The following is a 20,159-nucleotide window of genomic DNA, read 5'->3' on the forward strand; positions in this document are numbered from 1 at the left end:
GACGCGTTATAGCCTGTAGACAGGCCTACGCGCCACATCCAGCGCTCAATCAGCGCCAGTTAAGTATCGGCCAACCGGCCTGCTGGGCGTGCGCAAGCAGAGTGGGGTCGGGGTTGACCACATAGGGCTTGTCGACCACCTGCAGCAGTGGCAGGTCGTTGCGTGAGTCGGAGTAGAAGTAAGCGCCGTCGAGGACTTCACCGTGCTCTTGCAGCCAATCACGCAGGCGCGTGACCTTACCTTCGCGGTAGGTCATGACGCCCTGGGTACGGCCGCTGTAGTGGCCGTGCTGAACTTCCAGGTCGATGGCCAGTACTTCTTCGATCTTCAAACGTGCGGCGACGGCGCTGACCAGAAAATGTGCCGAGGCGGAAATCACCAGCACCCGGTCACCGGCGGCGCGGTGGTTGGCCAGGCAGCGGGTGGCGTCGCTGTAGAAAATCGGCTCGATCACGTCTTCGACAAAGGGCTCCACCACGTGGGCGACTTCTTCCGGTGTGCGGCCCACCAAGGGCGACAGGGTAAAGGCCATATAGTCTTCCATGGCCAGGCTGCCGGCGGCGTATTGGCGCATCAGCTCCTGCTCATGGGCGATAAAACTGTCGGCGTCGGCCCAGCCGAGCTTGACCATTTCCTGGGTCCACAGGCTGGCGCAGTCGCCGCCGATCAGGGTTTCGTCCAGGTCGAAAATTGCCAGGGCCATCAGGCCACCTCACAGATTGCGTTGTCTTCAATGTTCAGGTTGATGCGTTGCCCGCTGGCGTGCAGGTCTGCCGGTGAGCGGTTGAGCACGTCCACTAGCAGTTCGACGCCGCGCGCCTCGATGCGGTAACGGATCACGTTGCCGAGCAGACGATGGCTGCGGATTTGCCCTTCGATGTTGCCCTGGGCGCCAATCTGGATGGCCTCCGGGCGAATTGCCACGCGGCTGTTGATCGGGCGCAGCAGCAGGCGGCTGGCGGTATCGGCGTCGAGCAGGTTGTAGTTGCCGATAAACCCGGCGGCAAAGGCATCGGCGGGGGCGGTGTAGAGGGTTTCCGCGTCGCCGCTCTGGACGATCTTGCCAGCGTTCATCAGGAAGATACGGTCGCTCATGACCAGTGCCTCTTCCTGGTCATGGGTGACGAAGATGGTGGTCAGGCCCAGCTCCTGCTGGATGCTGCGGATCTGCTCGCGCAGGTGCTTGCGAATCCGCGCGTCCAGCGCCGACAGCGGCTCATCGAGCAGCAGCAGGCGTGGGCGGGTGACCAGCGAACGGGCCAGAGCCACGCGTTGGCACTGGCCACCGGACAGTTGCTGCGGGTAACGGCCGGCGAAGTCATTCAGCTCAACCAGCTCCAGCACTTCCTTGACCCGCTGCTCGGCTTCGCTGCCCTTGACCTTCTGCATGCGCAGGCCAAAGGCAACGTTCTGTTGCACGGTCATATTGGGGAACAGCGCGTAGCTCTGGAACACCATACCGATGCCGCGCTTTTGCGGGGCAACGGGCACCAGGTCCTCACCGTCGAGCAGAATCTGCCCGCCATTCACTCCGGTTAGACCGGCGATGCAGCGCAGCAGGGTGGATTTGCCGCAGCCAGAGGGGCCGAGCAGGGTGATGAATTCGCCCTTGGCGATCTCGCAGTTGATATCGCTGAAGATTGCGGTATCGCCGTAGCGCTTGTGCAGGCCTTGAATACTCAGATAACTCATGACTTGTCCTTATTCAGGCGGTTGGCCGCCCAGGTCATCAGCAGCACGAACATGAAGTAGGAAATCACCAACGCACTGGTGAAGTGACCACTGTCGTTGCGCATGTTGTAGAGGTACACCTGCAGGGTTTCATAGCGGCTGCCGACCAGCAGGTTGGCGAACACAAACTCACCAAACAGGAAGCTGAAGGAGAGAAACACCGAGACCATCAAGCCCTTGCGCAGATTAGGCAGCACCACCATAAAGGCCGCGCGCCAGGTGCTGGCACCGAGCAGGTGGGCGGCGTCCATCAGGTCGCGCAGGTTGATCGCCTGCAGGTTGTTACTGATGGCTCGGTACATAAACGGCAGGGCGATAGTGAAGAAGCAGCCAATCAGAATCCACGGCGTACCGAGGATCGGCAGTGGGCCGCCGGCGAATAGCTGCATCAGACCGACCGAGGACACCACCGGCGGGATGGCGAACGGCAGCAGGATCAGCACGTTCATTACCGCATCGAGCTTGGGGAAGTGATAACTGACCACAAACAGCAGCGGCAGAATCAGCACCAGCGACAGCGCTAGCGCCGCCAGGCAGACCAGCAGCGAGCGGCCAAACGCAGCGAGGAAGCGTGCATCGCTCCACAGCGCCAGGTACCACTTGAAGGTCAGACCGCTGGGCAGCACGCTGGCCGACCAACTGGTGGAGAACGAGTAGAGCAGGGTGCCGAGCAGCGGCAGCAAAAGGATCAGCAGCAGGCTGTAGACCACCAGCTGGTGGAACAGCGGTGAGCGTTTTTCAGCGTGGGACATGGTAGCTCCGGCGCAGCAGCCATTGGTGAACGATGGTGATCAGGGTCATCAGGCCAACCAGAATCATCGCCAGGGCACTGGCCATATTCGGGTCGAGGAAGATGTCGCCGGAAACCATGGCGGCAATCCGAATCGGCAGGATATTGAAGTTGCCAGTGGTCAGCGCATACACCGTGGCGTATGCGCCTAGGGCGTTTGCCAGCAGAATCACAAAGGTGCCGAGCAGCGCGGGGGTCAAAACGGGCAAGCCGATATGCCGCCAGAACTGCCAGTTACTTGCGCCGAGCAATTCAGCCGATTCGCGCCAGTCTTCACGTAAGGCGTCGAAGGCTGGGTAGAGCAACAGCACACCCAGAGGAATCTGGAAGTAGGTGTACAGCACGATCAGGCCGGTTTTCGAGTAGAGGTTGAAATCCTCGATGATCCCCGCCTGCTTGAGCAGGATGGTCAGTGCGCCGTTAAACCCCAACAGGATGATAAAGGCGAAGGCCAGCGGCACCCCGGAGAAGTTGCTGGTCATGTTGGAAAACGCCATGACGAAGTCGCGCAGCTTGCTGTCGACTTGCCGCAGCGAGTAGCTGCCGAGAATGGCAATGCTGATGCCGATCAGGCTCGACCAGAACGCCACTTCCAGGCTGTGACGCATCGCCTGGCGGTAGAACGGTGAGGAGAAGGCCTGCTGGAAATTGCCCAGGCCCCAGCCTTCAGTCGTTTGCAGGCTGTTACTGGCCACCCAGAGCAGCGGGGCGATCTGAAAGGCGATAAAAAACAGGGCAAAAGGCAGCAGGCACAGCAGCGCCAGCCATTTGCCGCGCAGGGCAGACATCATGCGAGAAGCTCCCGGCAGACAGGTTTGTCGTGGGCCACGCCGAGCAGCTCGCAGACCGTGCCGCACAACTCCAGCTGTTTCGGCTGGGCGTTGGGGTTGAGGCTGAAGGCGCTGCCAAGTACCAGCAGCGGCACTTCGCGTTCTTCCGGCAGCAGGCCGTTGTGGCTGCGATCGTTGTTCATGCCGTGGTCGGCGGTCACCAGAATCTGGTAGCCGGCATCGAGCCAGGGCTGAATATATTCGGCCAACAACACATCGGCCATGCGCGCGCTGTTACGGTACTGCGCGCTGTCGAGGCCGTGCTTGTGGCCGGCGTCGTCGATATTCATTGGGTGCACCAGCAGCAGGTTGGGCGCATGGCGCAGGCGTAGACTTTCCGCATCGGCAAATAGGTGCGAATCCGGGTAATGATCGGCGTAGTAGAAGTGGCCGTACTGAATCGGCAGGTTGGCGTCTGTCGTGTGACGGTCGCGCGCTGCTTGGAATGGCGAGCGGTTATACAGCTCGCTGACCCAGTGATAGGCCGCTGCAGCGGTAATCAGCCCAGCGTCGCGGGCGTAGTGGAACATGCTGCGCTGGGTCGACAGGCGCGAGACATCGTTATTGACGATGCCGCTGTCGATGGGCGCAACACCGGTCAGAATCGCTTCATACAGCGGGCGTGACAGGGCCGGGAGTTCACAGTCGAGCTTGTACAGCGCGGCGCGTCCAGCCTGGCAGTAAGCCTGCAGATGCCCCAGCGCGTGCTGAGCCACCTGATAGCTCAAGCCATCCAGAACCACGAGGATGACGTTGTGCGACATGATTGAAAGCCTTAGCAACCGAATCGGCCCCGGAGTGTATCCGGGGCCAGATTGCATTAGTTCATATTGATGATGACGTGTTCCTGCCACAGACGCGGCAGTGCTTTGGAAGTGGCTTCCCAGGCAGCAGCATCCTTGATCGGCTGAACCTTGGCGTATTGCTCCTGCGGCAGCAGCTTTGCTTGTACTTCGGCTGGCAGGGTCAAGTGCTCGGCGCGGATAGGGCGGGCGTTGCCTTTTGCCAGGTTGATCTGGCCGGCGTCGCTCAAGATGTACTCACGCGCCAGTTTGGCCGCGTTGGGGTTTTTCGCCCACTTGTTGATGATGGTGCTGTAGCCGGAAATCACCGAACCATCGGAAGGGATCAGCACTTCGAAGCGGCTTGGGTCGATCTGGTCGCGGTAGCTCAGGCCGTTGAAGTCCCATACCACGCCCACTTCTACTTCGCCTTTTTCCAGGGTCTGGATGGTTGGGTTGGCCAGCGACAGACGGCCTTGTTTGGCCAGCTCGCCGTAGAAATCCAGCGCCGGTTGCACGTTGCTTTCATTACCGCCCATGGCGATGGCGGCAGCCAGTACGCCGTTTACGGCTTGTGCGGCGGTGCTGACATCACCGGCAGAAACTTTGTAGGTGCCCTTTTTCAGGTCAGCCCAGGAACGCGGGATATCCTTGACCAGCTGCTTGTTGACGATAAAAGCGATGGAGCCGGTGTAGGCGAGCATCCAGTGGCCGTCAGCGTCCTTGGCCCAGGTTGGAATCTGTTCCCAGGTGCTTGGCTTGTAGGGTTGGGTAACACCCTGCTGCACGGCGATGGGGCCAAAGGCTGCGCCGACGTCACCGATATCGGCGGTGGCGTTGTCTTTTTCAGCGGCGAACTTGGCAATTTCCTGGGCCGAGCTCATGTCGGTATCCATATGCTTCAAGCCATACAGTTTGTTCAGGTCGGCCCAGGTGTCTTTCCAGTTGGCCCAGCTGTCCGGCATACCCACACTGTTCACCGCGCCCTCAGCGCGCGCGGCCTTTTCCAGTGCTTGCAAGTCCGTTTCAGCAGCCATGGCCGAGGTGGCCAGGGCGATGGCTGAGCCCATCAGTGAAGCCAGCAGCAGTTGTTTCATTGGAAACTCCTTTGCGATTGAAGTGCGTGCAGTGAAAAGTTCTGGTCTAGATCAGCAAGACCCAGGCCAATTTAGGCTTGTTAAATGACAGTTTTATGTACGTTGGTCATTTACCGGCTCGAGCCGGGTTGCACAAACTGGCGCACCACTAGCGTAGACCATGAATAAATTCAGTCATGTATGGCCTGCAGCCCAAGTTTTGTCAGCTTTTACTGGCGCTGAAAGAAAGTTGTCATGGCGTGGTCATCAAGACTGCTTAAACTTGAAACATGGTTTTTACTGCTGCATTCACATGTTGATGCCCCGAAATGGGGCTGGACTAGTCCAATTTTGGAGGTCTTGATGCGCGATGAAGCGCCGCGGGCAGTCACAGCTATATGCCGGGCATTGGAAGAGCAGATCGAACACGGCCTGTTGCCGTCGGGAAGTCAGTTGCCGGCCGAGCGTAAGCTCAGCGAGGTATTCGATACCACGCGCATTACTCTGCGCGAGGCGCTGGGCCAGCTGGAGGCTCAGGGGCTGATCTACCGCGAGGAGCGCCGCGGCTGGTTTGTTTCGCCGCCGCGCGTGGCCTATAACCCGTTGGTGCGCAGTCACTTCCATGCGATGGTCGGCGAGCAGGGCCGGGTGCCGGCCACCGAAGTGCTTAGCGCCAAACTGATTCCGGCCAGCGCCGAGATTTGCCAGCTACTGGCTTTGCCGGCACTCTCCAGCGTCTACCAGATCCGCCGCGCCCGACGGATTGACGGCCGTTTGGTGCTGTATGTCGAGCACTACCTCAATCCGAATTACTTCGCCGGCATTCTGGATTTCGACCTGACCCGCTCACTGACTGAGTTGTACGCCAGCGAATACGGCATTCATTACGGCCGGGTGCGGTTTGATATGGTGCCCACAGCGTTGCATAGCGAAGCCGCATCGGCATTGAAAGTAGCGGTGGGCAGCCCGGCGCTGCGCATTGTGCGCATCAACCGCGACCAGCATGGCCGACTGATTGATTGCGATCTGGAGTTCTGGCGCCACGACGCTCTGCATGTGAGCGTCGAGGTGCCGGAGTGACGGTAACAGCGTAGGGCGGATGGCGCTTTTTCATCCACCCTACAATATCGTGAGCTTTTAGATAATGAGCGTCACGGCAGCTCAGCGCTGGCGTAAAACGCCGTCAGCACTTTCACCAAATGCGCCAGGTCATGGCTGCCGGCCAGTTCGCGGATCGAGTGCATGGCGAAGGTCGGCAGGCCGATATCCACGGTGCGTACGCCCAACTGGCTGGCGGTGATCGGGCCGATGGTCGAGCCGCAACCCATGTCGCTGCGGGTGACGAAACTCTGCACCGGCACTTCATTTTCCAGACATAGATGACGGAAGAACCCGGCGGTTTCGCTGTTGGTGGCGTAGCGCTGGTTGCTGTTGATCTTGATCACCGGGCCGGCGTTGAGCTTGGGGCCGTGGTTAGCGTCATGTTTGTCGGCATAGTTGGGGTGTACGCCGTGGGCGTTGTCGGCCGAGACCAGCAGCGAGCGCTGGATGGTGCGCACAAAGGCATCACCGTCCGGCAGCACGCGGCGCAGCACCTGTTCGAGCATCGGGCCATCGGCGCCGCAGGCCGAGCAGGAACCGACTTCCTCGTGGTCGGTACACACCAGCACGCAACTTTCTTCATCCGGCGCCGCCAGCAGCGCCTGCAGCCCGGCGTAGCAAGACAGCAGGTTGTCCAGTCGCGCGCCGGCGATAAAGTCGCCATTCAGGCCAATCACCGCAGCGCTCTGGGTGTCGTAGAAGCTCAGCTCGTAATCGAGCACCGCATCGGCGCTGAAGTCGTGTTCGCGGGCCAGTTGATCGGTGATCAGCGCGCGGAAATCCGCCGGTTCATCGCCGGATAGCTGCGCGAGGATTGGCGGCAGCTCGATCTGCGGGTTGATTGCCCAGCCCTGATTGGCTTCACGGTTGAGGTGAATGGCCAGGTTGGGAATCACGGCAATCGGGCATTGGAAGTCGATCAGCTGGCTTTCCACCTTGCCATCGCGGCGGTACGTGACACGACCGGCCAACGACAGGTCGCGGTCGAACCAGGGCGCCAGCAAGGCACCGCCATACACCTCAACGCCGAGCTGGAAAAAACCCTGCTTCTGCAGTTCTGGTTGCGGCTTGACCCGCAGGCACGGGCTGTCAGTGTGTGCGCCGACCAAGCGGATACCGCCTTCCAGTGGCGCGCGCTTGCCTAGCTTGAAGGCGATGATCGAGGAGTCGTTGCGCGTCACGTAGTAGCGGCCGCCGGCCTCGGTGTTCCAGCTGGCGCGCTCGTCCAGGTGCTGAAAACCGGCCGCTTCAAGGCGTTGAGCCAGGCTGGCGGTGGCATGAAAAGGGGTTGGCGAGGCCTTGAGGAACTCAATCAGGCCTTGATTCAAATCTTCGCGCATAGGGCACTCCAGACGGCAATCGGCCGAGTTTAGCGGATTTGCCTAGCGCTTTGGGCTGCCGCGCTCGACAGATCAACGCGGGATGCTGACCAGGCTCAGCAGATAACCGTCGAACTCGGCGAATTGGCCTGCCAGCTCACTGCCAGCGGGCCAGTTCGCATGCAGGTCAATCAGCAGACGCATACGCACGTTATTGTCGGCGTCGATGCTGAGCAGCTCGGCATCCTGAAAGTAGAAGTGCTGCAGCACCTGCGGGTAGAGCGCCTTGAACAGGCTTTCCTTGAGCGAAAAAGTCAGGCTGATGCGTTGGGCGCGCTGTTCGCTCGGTAAGGTTTCCAGACGGAACAGCTCGGAGGGCGTCAGGATTTCCGCTGCCAAGCGTTCGGCGCGACTGGCTGGCATGATCTGCTCGATGTCCAGACCCAGGCCGCGCCAATCCGTGCTGTTACCCACCACGGCGCCGGCCCAGCCGCTGCCGTGGGTGATCGAACCGACCATGCCCAGTGGCCACTGCGGCGCACGGTCTTCACCGCAGGCCGGCGTGGCGGAAATGCCCGTCAAACGCATCAAGGCCTCACGCGCACACAGCCGACCGGCCAGGTATTCGGTCTGCCGTTTGGCCACGCCGCGCACCGGCTCGACGGCGCAGCGGCTGAAATCCTCTGCATCCAGCAGCTCGGGGCTAAAGCGTGTGCTGATCAGCTGCACCGCCGGCAGCGCATGCGGCAGTGGCCAGTGGTCATTCAGCGGGCTGCAGCAGGATGGCAAGTAGGCTGTATTCATCGGTCTATTCTGCCGCGCGGCGGTTTGTACGGCCAGCCGGCGCGGGCGTTTACATTTCTTTGCAAAGCCGCAACAAAGCTAAACGGAGTTGCCGAGGCTTTTTTGCCACACTGCGGCATGCGTTTCTTCGGGGACGCAGGTGAGGTTGTAGCTGGCGCAGGCGTGAGGCTTGTTCCGGCATTTCTCTGAGAATGAGTACGGGAGCCCGTTTGGGCTCCCGTTTTTTTTGCGCTGCGTTTGTCACTGGGCAGGCGTTGTACTAATCGCATTAAGCACAACGGCTATGCACGGTGCGCAAAATCAGCCCGGCTGGCTGCGTGCTAATCTGCCAGGACGGCTGATTTAGAGCCCTTCTGTGAGCCTGCCGATGCCTGCTGCCAATTCCTCTGCGCACCTGATGCGCGGCACTGCCGCCTACCGGCGCGCGACCCTGGCGCTGTTCTGTGCCGGGTTTGCCACCTTTGCCTTGCTCTACTGCGTGCAGCCGTTGTTGCCGCTGCTGGCCGCGCATTTTTCCGTGTCGGCGGCGGGCAGTAGCCTGGCCTTATCGCTGACCACCCTGAGCCTGGCCATCTGTCTGCTGGTATCCGGCGCGCTGGCCGAGAGCTGGGGCCGCAAGCCGGTGATGGTGGCGGCTCTGGGCTTGGCTTCCTTGCTGGGGATCGCCTGCGCGCTGGTCGATAGCTGGGATCATCTGCTCTGGCTGCGCGCCTTGCTTGGCCTGGCCCTGAGCGGATTGCCAGCACTGGCCATGGCCTATGTCGGCGAGGAGTTCGACCCCGAGGCACTGCCGGCGGCGATGGGGCTGTATATCGGCGGCACCGCTTTAGGTGGTTTGCTTGGGCGTTTGCTAGCCGGCCTGCTCAGTGATCTCGGCGGCTGGCCGTTGGCCCTGGCCGGGATTGCCGGCATGGGCTTGTTGGCGCTGGGGCTGTTTGTCTGGCTGCTGCCGCCGTCACGGCATTTCACCGCGCAGTCGCTGTCGCTACGTGGCCTGCTGCGCAACTTTGCGCTGCACCTGGGCAACGGTGAATTGCGCCGCCTGTTTCTGCTGGCATTTCTATTGATGGGCGGCTTTGTCGCGCTGTTCAACTATGTCGGCTTTCGCTTGGCGGCTGCGCCGTTCAACCTGTCGTCCAGCCTGATCGGCCTGCTGTTTACGGTCTATCTGCTGGGCATCGTCAGCGCCGGTTGGGCGGGGCGACTGGTGCCACGCTTGGGCGCACGCCAGGTGATGCAGGGCGGTATCGCCATCATGCTGCTGGGTGTGGCGCTCTGTGCCACGCCCTGGCTAAGCGCGGCGGTGGCGGGCCTGGCCTTGTTCACCCTGGGCTTTTTTGCCGCCCATGCGGTGGCCAGCGGGCAGGTGGGGCAGCGCGCGAACGGCGCCAAGGCGCAGGCTTCGGCGTTGTACCTGTGCGCCTACTATCTGGGTTCCAGTGTGATTGGCTACGCCGCTGGGTATATCTGGGAGCACGCCGGCTGGCTGCCGATGTTGGCTGTGCTGGCGGCTTTGTTTGTCGCTGCGGGAGTCAGTGCACGCAAGTTGTAAGAGGGCGTTCAGCGTTTGTTCAGCAAGGGTTCAGTGGGCGTTCAGCTTGGGGTAGGCAACATGGACCTCGAGTTAAGCAACACCGACTAACCACTGAGGACACACCATGAACCGCACTCTTAGCAAACTGGCCCTGGCAACTTCCCTGACCTTCGCTGCGGCTGCGGCCAATGCCGGCGACAACTTTGTTGGCCTGACCTGGGGTCAGACCGATAACAACATTCAGAAGTCCAGCGCGCTCAACAGCAACCTGAACAACCCCAAGCTCGACAAGGTGATCAACGACAGTGGCACCTGGGGCGTACGCGCCGGTCAGGTCAGCGATGCAAACCGTTACTACATGACCTACGAGAATGTCTCGGACACCGATCGCGGCAACAAGCTGCGTCAGCAGAACCTGCTGGGTAGCTATGATGTGTTCGTGCCGATTGGTGACTACAACACCAAGCTGTTCGGCGGTGCCACCGCTGGCCTGGTCAAGCTGGAGCAGGAGAGCAAAGGCTTCAAGCGTGACAGTGATATCGGCTATGCCCTCGGCCTGCAGGCTGGCATTCTTCAGGACATCAACCAGAATGCCTCGATTGAAGCCGGCTACCGCTACCTGCGCACCAATGCCAGCACCGAAATGGCGCAACACGGCGCAGGCAAGGCTGGCTCGCTGGACCTGCACAGCAGCGGCCAGCTGTACCTGGGTGCCAACTACAAGTTCTAAACAGCAGGTAGGCCAAAAGGGCCGGGCACCATGCCCGGCCGCTTTATTGGGGGAATGTGCAGGATGAAACTGTTGGTCGTGGAAGATGAAGCGTTGCTGCGTCACCACCTCTATAGCCGGCTGGGCGAGCAGGGCCATGTGGTCGATGCTGTGGCCAATGCCGAAGAAGCCCTGTACCGCGCTGCGGAATACAATCATGACCTGGCGGTGATCGACCTCGGCCTCCCAGGCATGAGCGGGCTGGACCTGATTCGCCAGTTGCGCAGTCAGGACAAAAGCTTCCCTATTTTGATACTCACCGCCCGTGGCAACTGGCAGGACAAGGTCGAAGGCCTGGCCGCCGGTGCCGATGATTACGTGGTCAAACCCTTTCAATTTGAAGAGCTGGAAGCGCGCCTGAACGCTTTGCTGCGCCGCGCTTCGGGCTTTACCCAGGCGAGTATTGCCGCCGGGCCGCTGCTGCTCGACCTCAACCGCAAACAGGCGTTGCTCGATGGCGAAGCCCTGCAACTGACAGCCTACGAGTACCGCATTCTTGAATACCTGATGCGCCACCAGCAGCAGGTGGTGGCCAAGGAGCGATTGATCGAGCAGCTCTACCCGGATGATGAAGAGCGCGACCCCAACGTGATCGAAGTATTGGTCGGTCGCCTGCGTCGCAAACTTGAAGGTCAGCTGGATTTCAAACCCATCGAAACCGTGCGCGGCCAAGGCTACCTGTTTACCGAGCGCTGCCGATGAGCGAGGCCGAGTTGAGCAAACCGGTCACTGGCCGTCGCGGTGAGTCTCTACGCCTGCGCCTGATGCTCGGCACGGCGGTGCTGGCGGTACTGTTTATGCTGGCTCTGCTGCCGGCCTTGCGCGGCGCGTTTGTTATCGCCCTTGAACAGTCCATCGAAAAACGCCTGGCCTCGGATGCCGCTGCGCTGGTTTCAGCCGCACGCACTGAAAACGGTCTGCTGACCATGCCCGACAAACTACCGGATGAGGAATTCGACAGCCTGGAAGCCAAGCTGCTGGGCTTTATCTACGACCGCCAGGGCAAGCTGGTATGGCAGTCGCGTTCTTCCCTGGATGAAAGCGTCGACTATCGCCCACGCTACGACGGCCGTGGTCACGAGTTTGTGCGCATCACCGATGCTCAAGGCCACGAGTTCTTTGTCTACGACGTAGAAATCGACCTGCTGCGCGGGCAGAGCGCGGCCTTCAGCGTGGTGACCATGCAGCCTGCCAGCGATTACCAGGCCATGTACGACGGCTTTATGGGCCAGCTCTACCTCTGGCTCGGTGGCGCGCTGTTGGTGTTGCTGGGGTTGCTGTGGTTTGGCCTGACCTGGGGCTTTCGTAGCCTGCGCGGGCTTAGCGCCGAATTGGATCAAGTGGAGGCGGGCACCCGTGCCAGCCTGAGTGAAGAGCACCCGCGCGAGCTGCTGCGCCTGACCGGCTCGCTCAACCGCCTGTTGGAAAGTGAACGCCAGCAACGCGAACGTTACCGGCATTCGCTGGATGACCTGGCACACAGCCTGAAAACCCCCTTGGCCGTGCTGCAAAGCGTGGCTGAAGTGATCGACAAGCAGCCGCAGAGCCGCGAGCAGTCTCAGGTGTTGCAACAGCAGATCGAACGCATGAGCCAGCAGATCGGCTATCAACTGCAGCGCGCCAGCCTGCGCAAAAGCGGCTTGATCCGCCACAGCACACATTTGGCGCCTTTACTCGATACGCTCTGCGGTGCGCTGGATAAGGTCTACCGCGACAAGCAGGTCCAGATGCTGCGCGATTTTTCCAGCGAGCAGCACCTGCCTATGGAACGCGGCGCGTTACTGGAGTTGCTCGGCAACCTGCTGGAAAACGCCTACCGCCTGTGCCTCGGCCAGGTGCGCGTGAGCGTGCGTCAGCAGGGCAGTGTGCTTGAACTCTGCGTCGAAGACGACGGGCCCGGTGTACCGGCTGATCAGCGCGAGCGCATCCTGCGCCGTGGCGAGCGGTTGGATGCTCAGCATCCGGGGCAGGGCATCGGCACCGCAGTAGTTAAAGACATTATCGAAAGCTACGATGGGGAGTTGCTGCTGGAGGATTCGGCGTTGGGCGGCGCGAGTTTTCGTGTACGGTTCAGCGACTGAAACAAGCCCGTGTGGATGCGCAGTGGCAGAAGCGCAGAGATGAATGGCTCTAATAATCGTACTGGTCGGCTATTGTCAGCGTTAGTGAAACTTCCTTAAACCTTCGCCATAGGCCAGCCGATAAGGCTCGCTGCGAGGTCAGCCATGCCGTCTCAAGCTGAATCAGCCGTTGCCAATCCCCACGTCGCCGCTGTCGATCGGTTAGCAACAGGTTTTGCCTTACGCCGCTTCGAGCCTGAGCTTGAGGCCGAATACCGTGATTTCTCATATCGCAGCTACCGGCAAACCCGGCGCGTGGCTATCTGCCTACTGCTGGCCAGCTTTTTGGCCTTCTTCGCCTTTGATCTGCTGTTGCTCTACAGCGTTGGCGCCAACCCGATAACCCTGCCGGTTATGCTGGTGCGTCTGTGTGCGTTGCTGATTATTGTGTTTGCTGCCTACCGGGTATTGAAGTCTCCGGATGTTGCCACTGGCTATCGCTGGATACCTATCGGCCTTGGCTGCCTTAGTCTGGGCATGCTGCTGGTGACGCTGATATATCACCAGGGGCTGGAGCAGATGCAACTGCCCTATGGCCTGGAGGGCATGATGCTGATCCAGATAGTGATCTTCGTGCCCATCGGTTACAGCTACCGCAACAGCCTCTATTTGGGCATCGCCACGCTGTTATGTACCGGCCTGGCATTACAGCTGACCGCCTCAGGCGAATCGCCTATCCAATACCTGACGTCCCTGGCCTACCTGACGCTAGCGACCATTGCCGCCGCAACGGCTGGTTACTGCCAGGAGCACTCAATGCGCGTGCTGTTTCTAACCAAACGCGACCTGCGAACCATGGCCGATACCGATGGCCTGACCCAACTTTACAACCGCCGCAGTTTTGATCTGTTGTTGCAGCGTGCATTGCAGGAAGCCCTGCGTGAGCAAACGCGTATCGCGCTGATCATGCTCGATCTCGACCACTTCAAGGCTTACAACGATTGCTATGGCCATCCGGCCGGAGACCTTGCCTTGCAGCGCATTGCTGGCGTGCTGGCCAGCCATCCGCGTCGCGATCTTGATTTTGCCGCGCGTCTGGGTGGTGAGGAGTTCGCCCTGGTGTTGCGCAACCCGGATAGCGCCTACTTGGTCAGTACCTGCGAAAGCATCCGCCGAAAGATCAGCGACGAACTGGCGATTGAGCACCTTAAAAACCCCGCGCAAGTGATGACTGCCAGCCTGGGTGCGAGCTTCAGCAACGCCAGTGATACGACCGCCAGTCTCTACCAGCGCGCGGATCTGGCGCTGTATCGAGCCAAGGCTAATGGCCGTAATCGTGTGGAAATTGACTAGACGGTGAATGTACTGCCCGCCATTCGACTGCAGAGGTTCTGCATCGCTAAGCATTGGCAATAAACGAAGAGGATTTGCGGGCGGTGATGCTGTTAAAGGTCGCTTTTGGGGTTTGGCATTAACCCTTAAACATCGAGACTACTCCACCTCTAGATAGCGTCGGCGCTATGTTTTCTGAGGTTTAACTAATGGGCACAGCACTTTCAGGTGACTTGAAGGTTCACCCTTCCTGCGCCCGATAAGCCCCTGGCGTCAGCCCCGTCCATTTCTTAAACGCCCGATGAAACGCCGACGGTTCCGAGAATCCTAGCTGTTCGGCAATGTCCTGAATCGCCAGCTCATCGCGCCCCAGGTGATAAATCGCCAGGTCTCTACGTAGATGGTCCTTCAATTCTTGAAAGCTCGAGCCTTCCTCGCGCAAATGCCGGCGCAGGGTTTGCGGGCTCATGTGCAATTGCTGGGCAACGGCATCCAGATCCGGCCAGTTGCTGCAGTCGCGGCCGAGTAAGCGGCGGATCTGGCTGATCAGGCTGTCGCCGCCATCCGGCCGGGCCAGCAAGTCGGCGGGGGAGTGCTGGAGGAATTGCTTGAGGGTGCGTTCATCCTGCAGCAGCGGCATAGCCAGGTAGCGCGCATGGAACAGCAGGCTGGTGCGCCCGGCCGTAAAGCGCCGGGTGCAGGGGAATAGCAGTTCATATTCGCCGGCGTGGGTGGGTTGGCTGTAGGTGAAGGTGGCTTCTTCCAGGCGGATGCGTTGGCCGATCAGCCAACTGCCGAGGCGATGCCAGATCACCAGCAGGCTTTCCACCAGAAAGTGGTCGGGATCCCACAGGGTGGAATCGTCCACGCTGAGGCGTGCCCAGTCGCCTTCGCGCTGAATGCTGATAGCCGGCGCTTCCGGGAACAGGCTGTAGAACAGCGCGCCACGACCCAGGGCTTTCTCCAATGAATGGCAGTGGATGATGGCGTAACACATCATGGCGAAGGTGCCGCGTTTGCTGCGCAGGCGGCCAAAACCGAGGTATTCGTCATCAAGGTTTTCCCACAACAGCTGCACCAAGTGGGCGAACTGTTCGGGTGCGACCCGCGCGCGGGGTTCGTCGAGCAGCGCCGGTTGGATACCCAATTGGCGCAGCAGTGGCGTGCAGTCATGGCCCTGGCGTTCGGCGCCGCGTAAGGCAGCACGGACAAAGTGGCTGGCGATGGTGCGTTCGCGCATGGAGGCTCCTTGAAAGTATGCCGATGGTAGCCAGACGCTGGCCTGCGCAACAAGCAAACCCTTTGCTGGGGCCGCTATCGCTTATGTCGGGTTACGGGGTGGGCAGGGCGTGGGATATCCGCCAAACCGGAGCAGATGATCGTGCGGGAATCCGCCAGGCTGGCTCTTTGATGGTCTGTTTAATTTCAATAAAGTATTGATATATAAGGATTTAATTATTTTTCATGGAGTGGCACGGGGCTTGCGATAGGGACTGTAAGGCTGCGCTGAACGCGCCGATAACAAGTCCCCTCTGTTAAGGGGTTAGCGCTTATTTAGGGTGTTGCGAGCGTCGATGGATGATGCGCCGCAACACCATGGAGGACCCTGCCATGACCGCCACGACGCTCGAAGCACCCCGTCAACCCTTCTACCGAATGCTTTATGTCCAGGTGCTGGCTGCCATCACCATCGGCATTCTGCTCGGCCACTTTTACCCGGAAACCGGTGTGGCGCTCAAACCGCTGGGTGATGGCTTCGTCAAACTGATCAAGATGGTGATTGCGCCAATCATCTTCTGCACTGTGGTCAGTGGCATTGCCGGCATGCAAGACATGAAGGCCGTCGGCAAGACCGGCGGGTATGCGCTGTTGTATTTCGAGATCGTCTCCACCATCGCCCTGGTGATTGGTCTGATTGTGGTCAACCTGGCGCAGCCGGGTGTGGGTATGCACATTGACCCGAATACCCTGGATGCCAGCAGCATCGCCGCTTATGCCTCCGCCGGCGCGCAGCAGAGCACCATCGGCTTTCTACTCAATGTAATTCCGTCCACCGTGGTGGGGGCGTTCGCCAATGGCGACATCCTGCAGGTGCTGTTCTTCTCGGTGATCTTTGCGTTCGCCCTGCAGCGCATGGGCGACTATGGCCGCCCGGTGCTGGAGTTCATTGAGCGCATTGCCCAGGTGATGTTCGGCATCATCAACATGATCATGAAGCTTGCACCCATCGGCGCGTTCGGTGCCATGGCGTTCACCATCGGCCAGTACGGTGTCGGTTCGCTGGTCCAGCTGGGCCAGCTGATGATTTGTTTCTACATCACCTGCCTGTTCTTCATCCTGGTGGTGCTGGGCGGTATAGCGCGTGGCCATGGCTTCAGCATCCTCAAGTTCATCAAGTACATCCGCGAGGAGTTGATGATTGTGCTCGGCACCTCATCGTCTGAATCAGTGCTGCCGCGCATGCTGACCAAGATGGAGAAACTGGGGGCGAAGAAGTCCGTGGTCGGCCTGGTAATCCCCACCGGTTACTCGTTCAACCTCGACGGTACATCGATCTACCTGACCATGGCGGCGGTGTTTATCGCCCAGGCCACGGATACACCGATGGACCTGACTCATCAGATCACCCTGTTGCTGGTGTTGCTGGTGGCGTCCAAGGGCGCGGCAGGGGTCACCGGTAGCGGTTTTATCGTGCTGGCGGCCACGCTGTCGGCGGTAGGCCATTTGCCGGTTGCCGGCTTGGCGCTGATCCTCGGCATCGACCGCTTTATGTCCGAAGCCCGCGCGTTGACCAACCTGATTGGTAATGGTGTGGCAACCCTGGTGGTGGCCAAGTGGTGCAAGGAACTGGATGAAGACACGCTGCAGCGCGAGTTGAGCAGCGGCGGTAAGGAGCAGCCTGCTCCAGTAGCGGCCAAGGCCGAACTGAGCTGAGGGAAATACGCTGTCATTCAGCCCGCCTAATGGCGGGCTTTTTTATACCTGGCAAACGCCGGCAAGCCGCGCGTGAGATGACCGAATGAGTCAATCCAGGCTGAGCGCATGGGTCATTGAGGCGGCAGGGGCGTGGGGCCTAACCTGCTGCACGACTTCAGCTCTGGGAGCACACCCGCATGCAGCGCCTTATTTTCGACACCGAACACAACATGTTCCGCGACGCTTTTGCCGCCTTTCTGAAAAAGGAAGTGGTCCCGTATCAGGGTGAGTGGGAAGCCGCCGGCGTGGTCAGCCGCGAGGTATGGAAGAAAGCCGGTGAAATGGGCTTTCTCTTGCCCTGGGCGGATGAGGAGTACGGTGGCGCCGGGCTCAAGGATTTTCGCTATGAGCAGATCATGTGCGAGGAACTGGCGAAGATTAACGAGCCGGGCTTTATGTTGCCGCTGCATTCCGCACTGTGCGGCCCCTATATCGCTGAGTACGGCAATGCCGAGCAGAAGGCGCGTTTCATGCCGGGCATCATCAGCGGCGATCTGATTCTGGCGGTGGCGATGACTGAGCCGAGTGCTGGTTCCGACCTGGCCGGTATGCGCACCAGTGCGGTGGATCAGGGCGACCATTACGTACTCAACGGTTCCAAGGTGTTTATCTCCAACGGCCTGCTGGCCGATGTGGTGATCGTGGCTGCCAAGACCGACCCCAATAACAAACACGCCATGGGCCTGTTCCTGGTTGAGCGCGGTATGGAAGGTTTCGAACGCGGCAAAAACCTGGAAAAACTCGGCATGAAGAGCCAGGACACGGCCGAGCTGTTCTTCAATAACGTCAAGGTGCCCAAGGCCAACCTGCTGGGCGATGCCAAGGGCGGCTTCTTCTACCTGATGAACATGCTCGCCCAGGAGCGCCTGACCAACGCCTGTGGCGCAGTGGCGGCGGCCGAGGCGGCGTTGCAGACCACTATCGATTACGTGAAGGAACGCAAGGCCTTCGATCGGCCGATTTCGCACTTCCAGAACACCCGTTTCAAGCTGGCGGAGATGCGCACGCAGATCGACGTGGCGCAGGTATTTGTGGACCGCTGCGTAACCGACCACAACGAGAAGAAACTCACCCCGGAAGTAGCTGCCGAGGCCAAGCTGTTTACCACCGAGTTGCTGTGCAAGGTGGTCGACGAAGGCGTGCAACTGCACGGCGGCTGGGGTTATATGTGGGAATACCCGATCTGCAAGATGTACGCGAACGCGCGCATCCAGCGCATCTTCGCTGGCACCTCGGAGATCATGAAAGAGATCATCAGCCGCGGCATGAAGTTGTAGAGCACGTGCCGCCACCTGGCGATCCTGGCGGTTTATCGGGGTCGTCGCCTTTAGGCCGTAGGATATTTTTTACCGAGGGAAGCTGTTCAAACGCTAACGTTCATGTCGGTACAACAATAAGAACGAGGGATTGCGATGACCGATCAACTGCCCCTGGAGCGCCTGGCGCTCTGGGTTGAAAAACGCCCGGATGCGGTCTGGCTCAGCCAGCCGGTAAACGGCCAGTGGCATGACTTCACCTGGGCTCAGGTGGACGACCAGGCGCGGCGAATGGCCACTGCCTTGCATGCGCTGGGCTGTGCGCCGGGGGATCGGGTGGCGCTACTGGCGAAGAACTGCGCCGAGTGGATCATCGCCGACCTGGCGATCATGCTTGCTGGGTTGATCAGCGTGCCGTTGTATCCGTTGCAGTCGGCGGAAAGCATCGACTATGTGCTGCGCCATTCTCAGTGCAAGGCGATCTTCCTCGGCAAACTGGATGAGCCGGCCAAGCTCGCGCCGGGTATTCCGGCTGAAGTCATGCGTATCGCCATGCCGTATCCGACCATCGAGGCCAATCACGGCTGGCATGCCTTGCTGGCAGCGCATCAGCCGTTACGCGATGGTCATTTGCAGTTACCGGATGAGTTGCTGAGCATTCTCTATACCTCCGGCACCACCGGCCAGCCCAAGGGCGTGATGCTCTCGGCCAAGGCGTTTGCCATTGCCGGCGGGCGCTCGGTGAAGGAACTGCAGATTACCGAGCAGGATCAGTATTTCTCCTACCTGCCGCTGTCGCATGCCGCCGAGCGTTTTCTGGTGGAAATGAATGCGCTCTACAGCGGCGGACGGGTGGCCTTTGTCGAGTCACTGGAAACCTTTGCCAGCGACCTGCGCCATGTGCGGCCAACCGTGTTCTTCTCCGTGCCACGGCTATGGACGCGTTTTCAACAGGGCGTGCTGGAGAAACTGCCGCAGCCCAAGCTGGCACGGCTGCTGGGTATTCCGCTGATTGGTGGCCTGGTGGCGCGCAAGATTCGCAAAGGCCTGGGCCTGGATCGTGCACGCATTCTGGTCAGCGGCGCGGCGGCGATTCCACGTGCCTTGCTCGACTGGTATCAGAGCATCGGCATCACCATCTGCGAGGGCTACGGCATGACCGAGCACCTGGCCTATGGCTGTTTCAACCGGCCGGGGCAGGTGCGTTTCGGCACCGTGGGCCGGCCGATGCCGGGTAATGAATTGCGCATCGCCGAGAATGGCGAAATCCTCCTGCGCTGCCCGAGCCTGATGCTGGGCTATTACCAGGACCCGGAGAAAACCGCCGAAACCATCACCGATGGCTGGCTGCACACCGGTGACAAGGGCGAGGTCGACGCGGCCGGTTACCTGAAAATCACCGGTCGTGTGAAGGACATCTTCAAGACCAGCAAGGGTAAGTACATCGCTCCGGCGCCGATTGAAGGTGAGATTGCCAAGAACCTTTGGGTCGAGCAGGTGTGCCTGATGGGCAGTAATCTGGATCAGCCGCTGGCGCTGATCGAGCTGTCGCCGGCGGCCCGCGAGCAATCGCGTGAGCAAGTCACCGCGGACTTGCAGCAGACCTTGCAACAACTCAATGCGCAGCTTCAAGCGCATGAGCGGGTGAGTCACTTTGTGCTGGTGCGTGAGGCCTGGACCGTGGACAACGGCTGCATGACCCCGACCATGAAAATCCGCCGCAACGTACTGGAAGCTCGCTTTGCCGATCAGCTCCGTGAGCTGGATGCCAAGCAGCCGCTGCATTGGCAGTGAGCGCT

At 60.2% G+C, this 20,159-nt stretch carries 18 protein-coding genes; 9 read left to right on the forward strand and 9 right to left on the reverse strand.

Translation table 11 applies throughout. The features are described from left to right. Positions 1–49: 49 nt before the first annotated feature. Genes CUR33_RS14350 through CUR33_RS14375 form a run of 6 tightly spaced genes read right to left on the reverse strand, consistent with a single transcriptional unit; the run spans position 50 to position 5,230 of the window. Positions 50–703 carry an HAD family hydrolase gene (locus CUR33_RS14350; protein ID WP_289240083.1) on the reverse strand — a complete coding sequence of 218 codons (654 nt, stop codon included), beginning with the start codon at positions 701–703 and terminating at the stop codon, positions 50–52. Then, positions 703–1,692, reverse strand: a complete 990-nt coding sequence (locus CUR33_RS14355; protein WP_289240084.1) for an ABC transporter ATP-binding protein — start codon at positions 1,690–1,692, stop codon at positions 703–705. Before CUR33_RS14355 ends, CUR33_RS14350 begins: the two co-directional genes overlap by 1 nt. Further along, a complete protein-coding gene (locus CUR33_RS14360; RefSeq protein WP_090387003.1) occupies positions 1,689–2,483 on the reverse strand; it encodes an ABC transporter permease in 795 nt (264 codons plus the stop codon). The genes CUR33_RS14355 and CUR33_RS14360 overlap by 4 nt, the downstream gene beginning before the upstream one ends. Next, the gene (locus CUR33_RS14365; RefSeq protein ID WP_167354468.1) at positions 2,470–3,309 is read right to left on the reverse strand and encodes an ABC transporter permease; all 840 of its coding nucleotides are present in this window, start codon (positions 3,307–3,309) and stop codon (positions 2,470–2,472) included. The genes CUR33_RS14360 and CUR33_RS14365 overlap by 14 nt, the downstream gene beginning before the upstream one ends. Beyond that, the gene (locus tag CUR33_RS14370; protein WP_289240085.1) at positions 3,309–4,115 is read right to left on the reverse strand and encodes an alkaline phosphatase family protein; all 807 of its coding nucleotides are present in this window, start codon (positions 4,113–4,115) and stop codon (positions 3,309–3,311) included. The genes CUR33_RS14365 and CUR33_RS14370 overlap by 1 nt, the downstream gene beginning before the upstream one ends. A 56-nt stretch (positions 4,116–4,171) precedes the next feature. Then, positions 4,172–5,230, reverse strand: a complete 1,059-nt coding sequence (locus CUR33_RS14375) for an ABC transporter substrate-binding protein (RefSeq protein ID WP_160087428.1) — start codon at positions 5,228–5,230, stop codon at positions 4,172–4,174. A 342-nt stretch (positions 5,231–5,572) separates the two neighbouring features. Here CUR33_RS14375 and CUR33_RS14380 point away from each other — a divergent pair, with 342 nt between their 5' ends. Next, positions 5,573–6,289, forward strand: a complete 717-nt coding sequence (locus CUR33_RS14380) for a UTRA domain-containing protein (RefSeq protein WP_160087426.1) — start codon at positions 5,573–5,575, stop codon at positions 6,287–6,289. A 71-nt stretch (positions 6,290–6,360) separates the two neighbouring features. Here the strand turns inward: CUR33_RS14380 and CUR33_RS14385 are convergent, their stop codons facing one another. Beyond that, entirely contained in the window at positions 6,361–7,650 is a 1,290-nt protein-coding gene (locus CUR33_RS14385) for a M18 family aminopeptidase (protein WP_289240086.1), read from the reverse strand. A gap of 72 nt (positions 7,651–7,722) precedes the next feature. Further along, complete coding sequence (locus CUR33_RS14390; RefSeq protein WP_289240087.1) at positions 7,723–8,433, reverse strand: 4'-phosphopantetheinyl transferase family protein; 711 nt, start codon at positions 8,431–8,433, stop codon at positions 7,723–7,725. Between the two features lie 367 nt (positions 8,434–8,800). On the opposite strand from CUR33_RS14390, the gene CUR33_RS14395 reads away from it, so the two are divergent. From CUR33_RS14395 to CUR33_RS14415, 5 genes are all read left to right on the forward strand, one after another. Beyond that, entirely contained in the window at positions 8,801–9,985 is a 1,185-nt protein-coding gene (locus CUR33_RS14395) for an MFS transporter (RefSeq protein WP_289240088.1), read from the forward strand. 106 nt (positions 9,986–10,091) lie between these two features. After that, positions 10,092–10,697, forward strand: a complete 606-nt coding sequence (locus tag CUR33_RS14400; protein ID WP_289240089.1) for a hypothetical protein — start codon at positions 10,092–10,094, stop codon at positions 10,695–10,697. Positions 10,698–10,760: 63 nt separating this feature from the next. Beyond that, positions 10,761–11,438, forward strand: a complete 678-nt coding sequence (locus tag CUR33_RS14405; RefSeq protein WP_289240090.1) for a response regulator — start codon at positions 10,761–10,763, stop codon at positions 11,436–11,438. Next, complete coding sequence (locus CUR33_RS14410; RefSeq protein WP_289240091.1) at positions 11,435–12,817, forward strand: ATP-binding protein; 1,383 nt, start codon at positions 11,435–11,437, stop codon at positions 12,815–12,817. The genes CUR33_RS14405 and CUR33_RS14410 overlap by 4 nt, the downstream gene beginning before the upstream one ends. A gap of 144 nt (positions 12,818–12,961) precedes the next feature. Then, positions 12,962–14,149 (forward strand): GGDEF domain-containing protein, encoded by a 1,188-nt coding sequence (locus tag CUR33_RS14415; protein WP_289240092.1) that lies wholly within the window; start codon positions 12,962–12,964, stop codon positions 14,147–14,149. Positions 14,150–14,369: 220 nt separating this feature from the next. On the opposite strand, the gene CUR33_RS14420 is transcribed toward CUR33_RS14415, so the two are convergent. Then, entirely contained in the window at positions 14,370–15,368 is a 999-nt protein-coding gene (locus CUR33_RS14420) for an AraC family transcriptional regulator (protein ID WP_160087412.1), read from the reverse strand. 371 nt (positions 15,369–15,739) lie between these two features. On the opposite strand from CUR33_RS14420, the gene CUR33_RS14425 reads away from it, so the two are divergent. From CUR33_RS14425 to CUR33_RS14435, 3 genes are all read left to right on the forward strand, one after another. Then, positions 15,740–17,062 carry a dicarboxylate/amino acid:cation symporter gene (locus CUR33_RS14425; RefSeq protein ID WP_167144824.1) on the forward strand — a complete coding sequence of 441 codons (1,323 nt, stop codon included), beginning with the start codon at positions 15,740–15,742 and terminating at the stop codon, positions 17,060–17,062. A 179-nt stretch (positions 17,063–17,241) separates the two neighbouring features. Then, positions 17,242–18,381 carry an acyl-CoA dehydrogenase family protein gene (locus CUR33_RS14430; protein WP_289240093.1) on the forward strand — a complete coding sequence of 380 codons (1,140 nt, stop codon included), beginning with the start codon at positions 17,242–17,244 and terminating at the stop codon, positions 18,379–18,381. A gap of 135 nt (positions 18,382–18,516) precedes the next feature. Then, entirely contained in the window at positions 18,517–20,154 is a 1,638-nt protein-coding gene (locus tag CUR33_RS14435; RefSeq protein WP_289240094.1) for an AMP-binding protein, read from the forward strand. Positions 20,155–20,159: the final 5 nt, after the last annotated feature.

Source organism: Pseudomonas sp. FEMGT703P (genome assembly GCF_002786345.1).
GTDB lineage: Bacteria > Pseudomonadota > Gammaproteobacteria > Pseudomonadales > Pseudomonadaceae > Aquipseudomonas > Aquipseudomonas peli.

What these genes read in the sequence shown, in the direction of transcription:
- CUR33_RS14350 (WP_289240083.1), bottom strand. Translation starts at nt 703, where the DNA reads ATGGCCCTGGCAATTTTCGACCTGGACGAAACCCTGATCGGCGGCGAC.
- CUR33_RS14355 (WP_289240084.1), bottom strand. Translation starts at nt 1,692, where the DNA reads ATGAGTTATCTGAGTATTCAAGGCCTGCACAAGCGCTACGGCGATACC.
- CUR33_RS14360 (WP_090387003.1), bottom strand. Translation starts at nt 2,483, where the DNA reads ATGTCCCACGCTGAAAAACGCTCACCGCTGTTCCACCAGCTGGTGGTC.
- CUR33_RS14365 (WP_167354468.1), bottom strand. Translation starts at nt 3,309, where the DNA reads ATGTCTGCCCTGCGCGGCAAATGGCTGGCGCTGCTGTGCCTGCTGCCT.
- CUR33_RS14370 (WP_289240085.1), bottom strand. Translation starts at nt 4,115, where the DNA reads ATGTCGCACAACGTCATCCTCGTGGTTCTGGATGGCTTGAGCTATCAG.
- CUR33_RS14375 (WP_160087428.1), bottom strand. Translation starts at nt 5,230, where the DNA reads ATGAAACAACTGCTGCTGGCTTCACTGATGGGCTCAGCCATCGCCCTG.
- CUR33_RS14380 (WP_160087426.1), top strand. Translation starts at nt 5,573, where the DNA reads ATGCGCGATGAAGCGCCGCGGGCAGTCACAGCTATATGCCGGGCATTG.
- CUR33_RS14385 (WP_289240086.1), bottom strand. Translation starts at nt 7,650, where the DNA reads ATGCGCGAAGATTTGAATCAAGGCCTGATTGAGTTCCTCAAGGCCTCG.
- CUR33_RS14390 (WP_289240087.1), bottom strand. Translation starts at nt 8,433, where the DNA reads ATGAATACAGCCTACTTGCCATCCTGCTGCAGCCCGCTGAATGACCAC.
- CUR33_RS14395 (WP_289240088.1), top strand. Translation starts at nt 8,801, where the DNA reads ATGCCTGCTGCCAATTCCTCTGCGCACCTGATGCGCGGCACTGCCGCC.
- CUR33_RS14400 (WP_289240089.1), top strand. Translation starts at nt 10,092, where the DNA reads ATGAACCGCACTCTTAGCAAACTGGCCCTGGCAACTTCCCTGACCTTC.
- CUR33_RS14405 (WP_289240090.1), top strand. Translation starts at nt 10,761, where the DNA reads ATGAAACTGTTGGTCGTGGAAGATGAAGCGTTGCTGCGTCACCACCTC.
- CUR33_RS14410 (WP_289240091.1), top strand. Translation starts at nt 11,435, where the DNA reads ATGAGCGAGGCCGAGTTGAGCAAACCGGTCACTGGCCGTCGCGGTGAG.
- CUR33_RS14415 (WP_289240092.1), top strand. Translation starts at nt 12,962, where the DNA reads ATGCCGTCTCAAGCTGAATCAGCCGTTGCCAATCCCCACGTCGCCGCT.
- CUR33_RS14420 (WP_160087412.1), bottom strand. Translation starts at nt 15,368, where the DNA reads ATGCGCGAACGCACCATCGCCAGCCACTTTGTCCGTGCTGCCTTACGC.
- CUR33_RS14425 (WP_167144824.1), top strand. Translation starts at nt 15,740, where the DNA reads ATGACCGCCACGACGCTCGAAGCACCCCGTCAACCCTTCTACCGAATG.
- CUR33_RS14430 (WP_289240093.1), top strand. Translation starts at nt 17,242, where the DNA reads ATGCAGCGCCTTATTTTCGACACCGAACACAACATGTTCCGCGACGCT.
- CUR33_RS14435 (WP_289240094.1), top strand. Translation starts at nt 18,517, where the DNA reads ATGACCGATCAACTGCCCCTGGAGCGCCTGGCGCTCTGGGTTGAAAAA.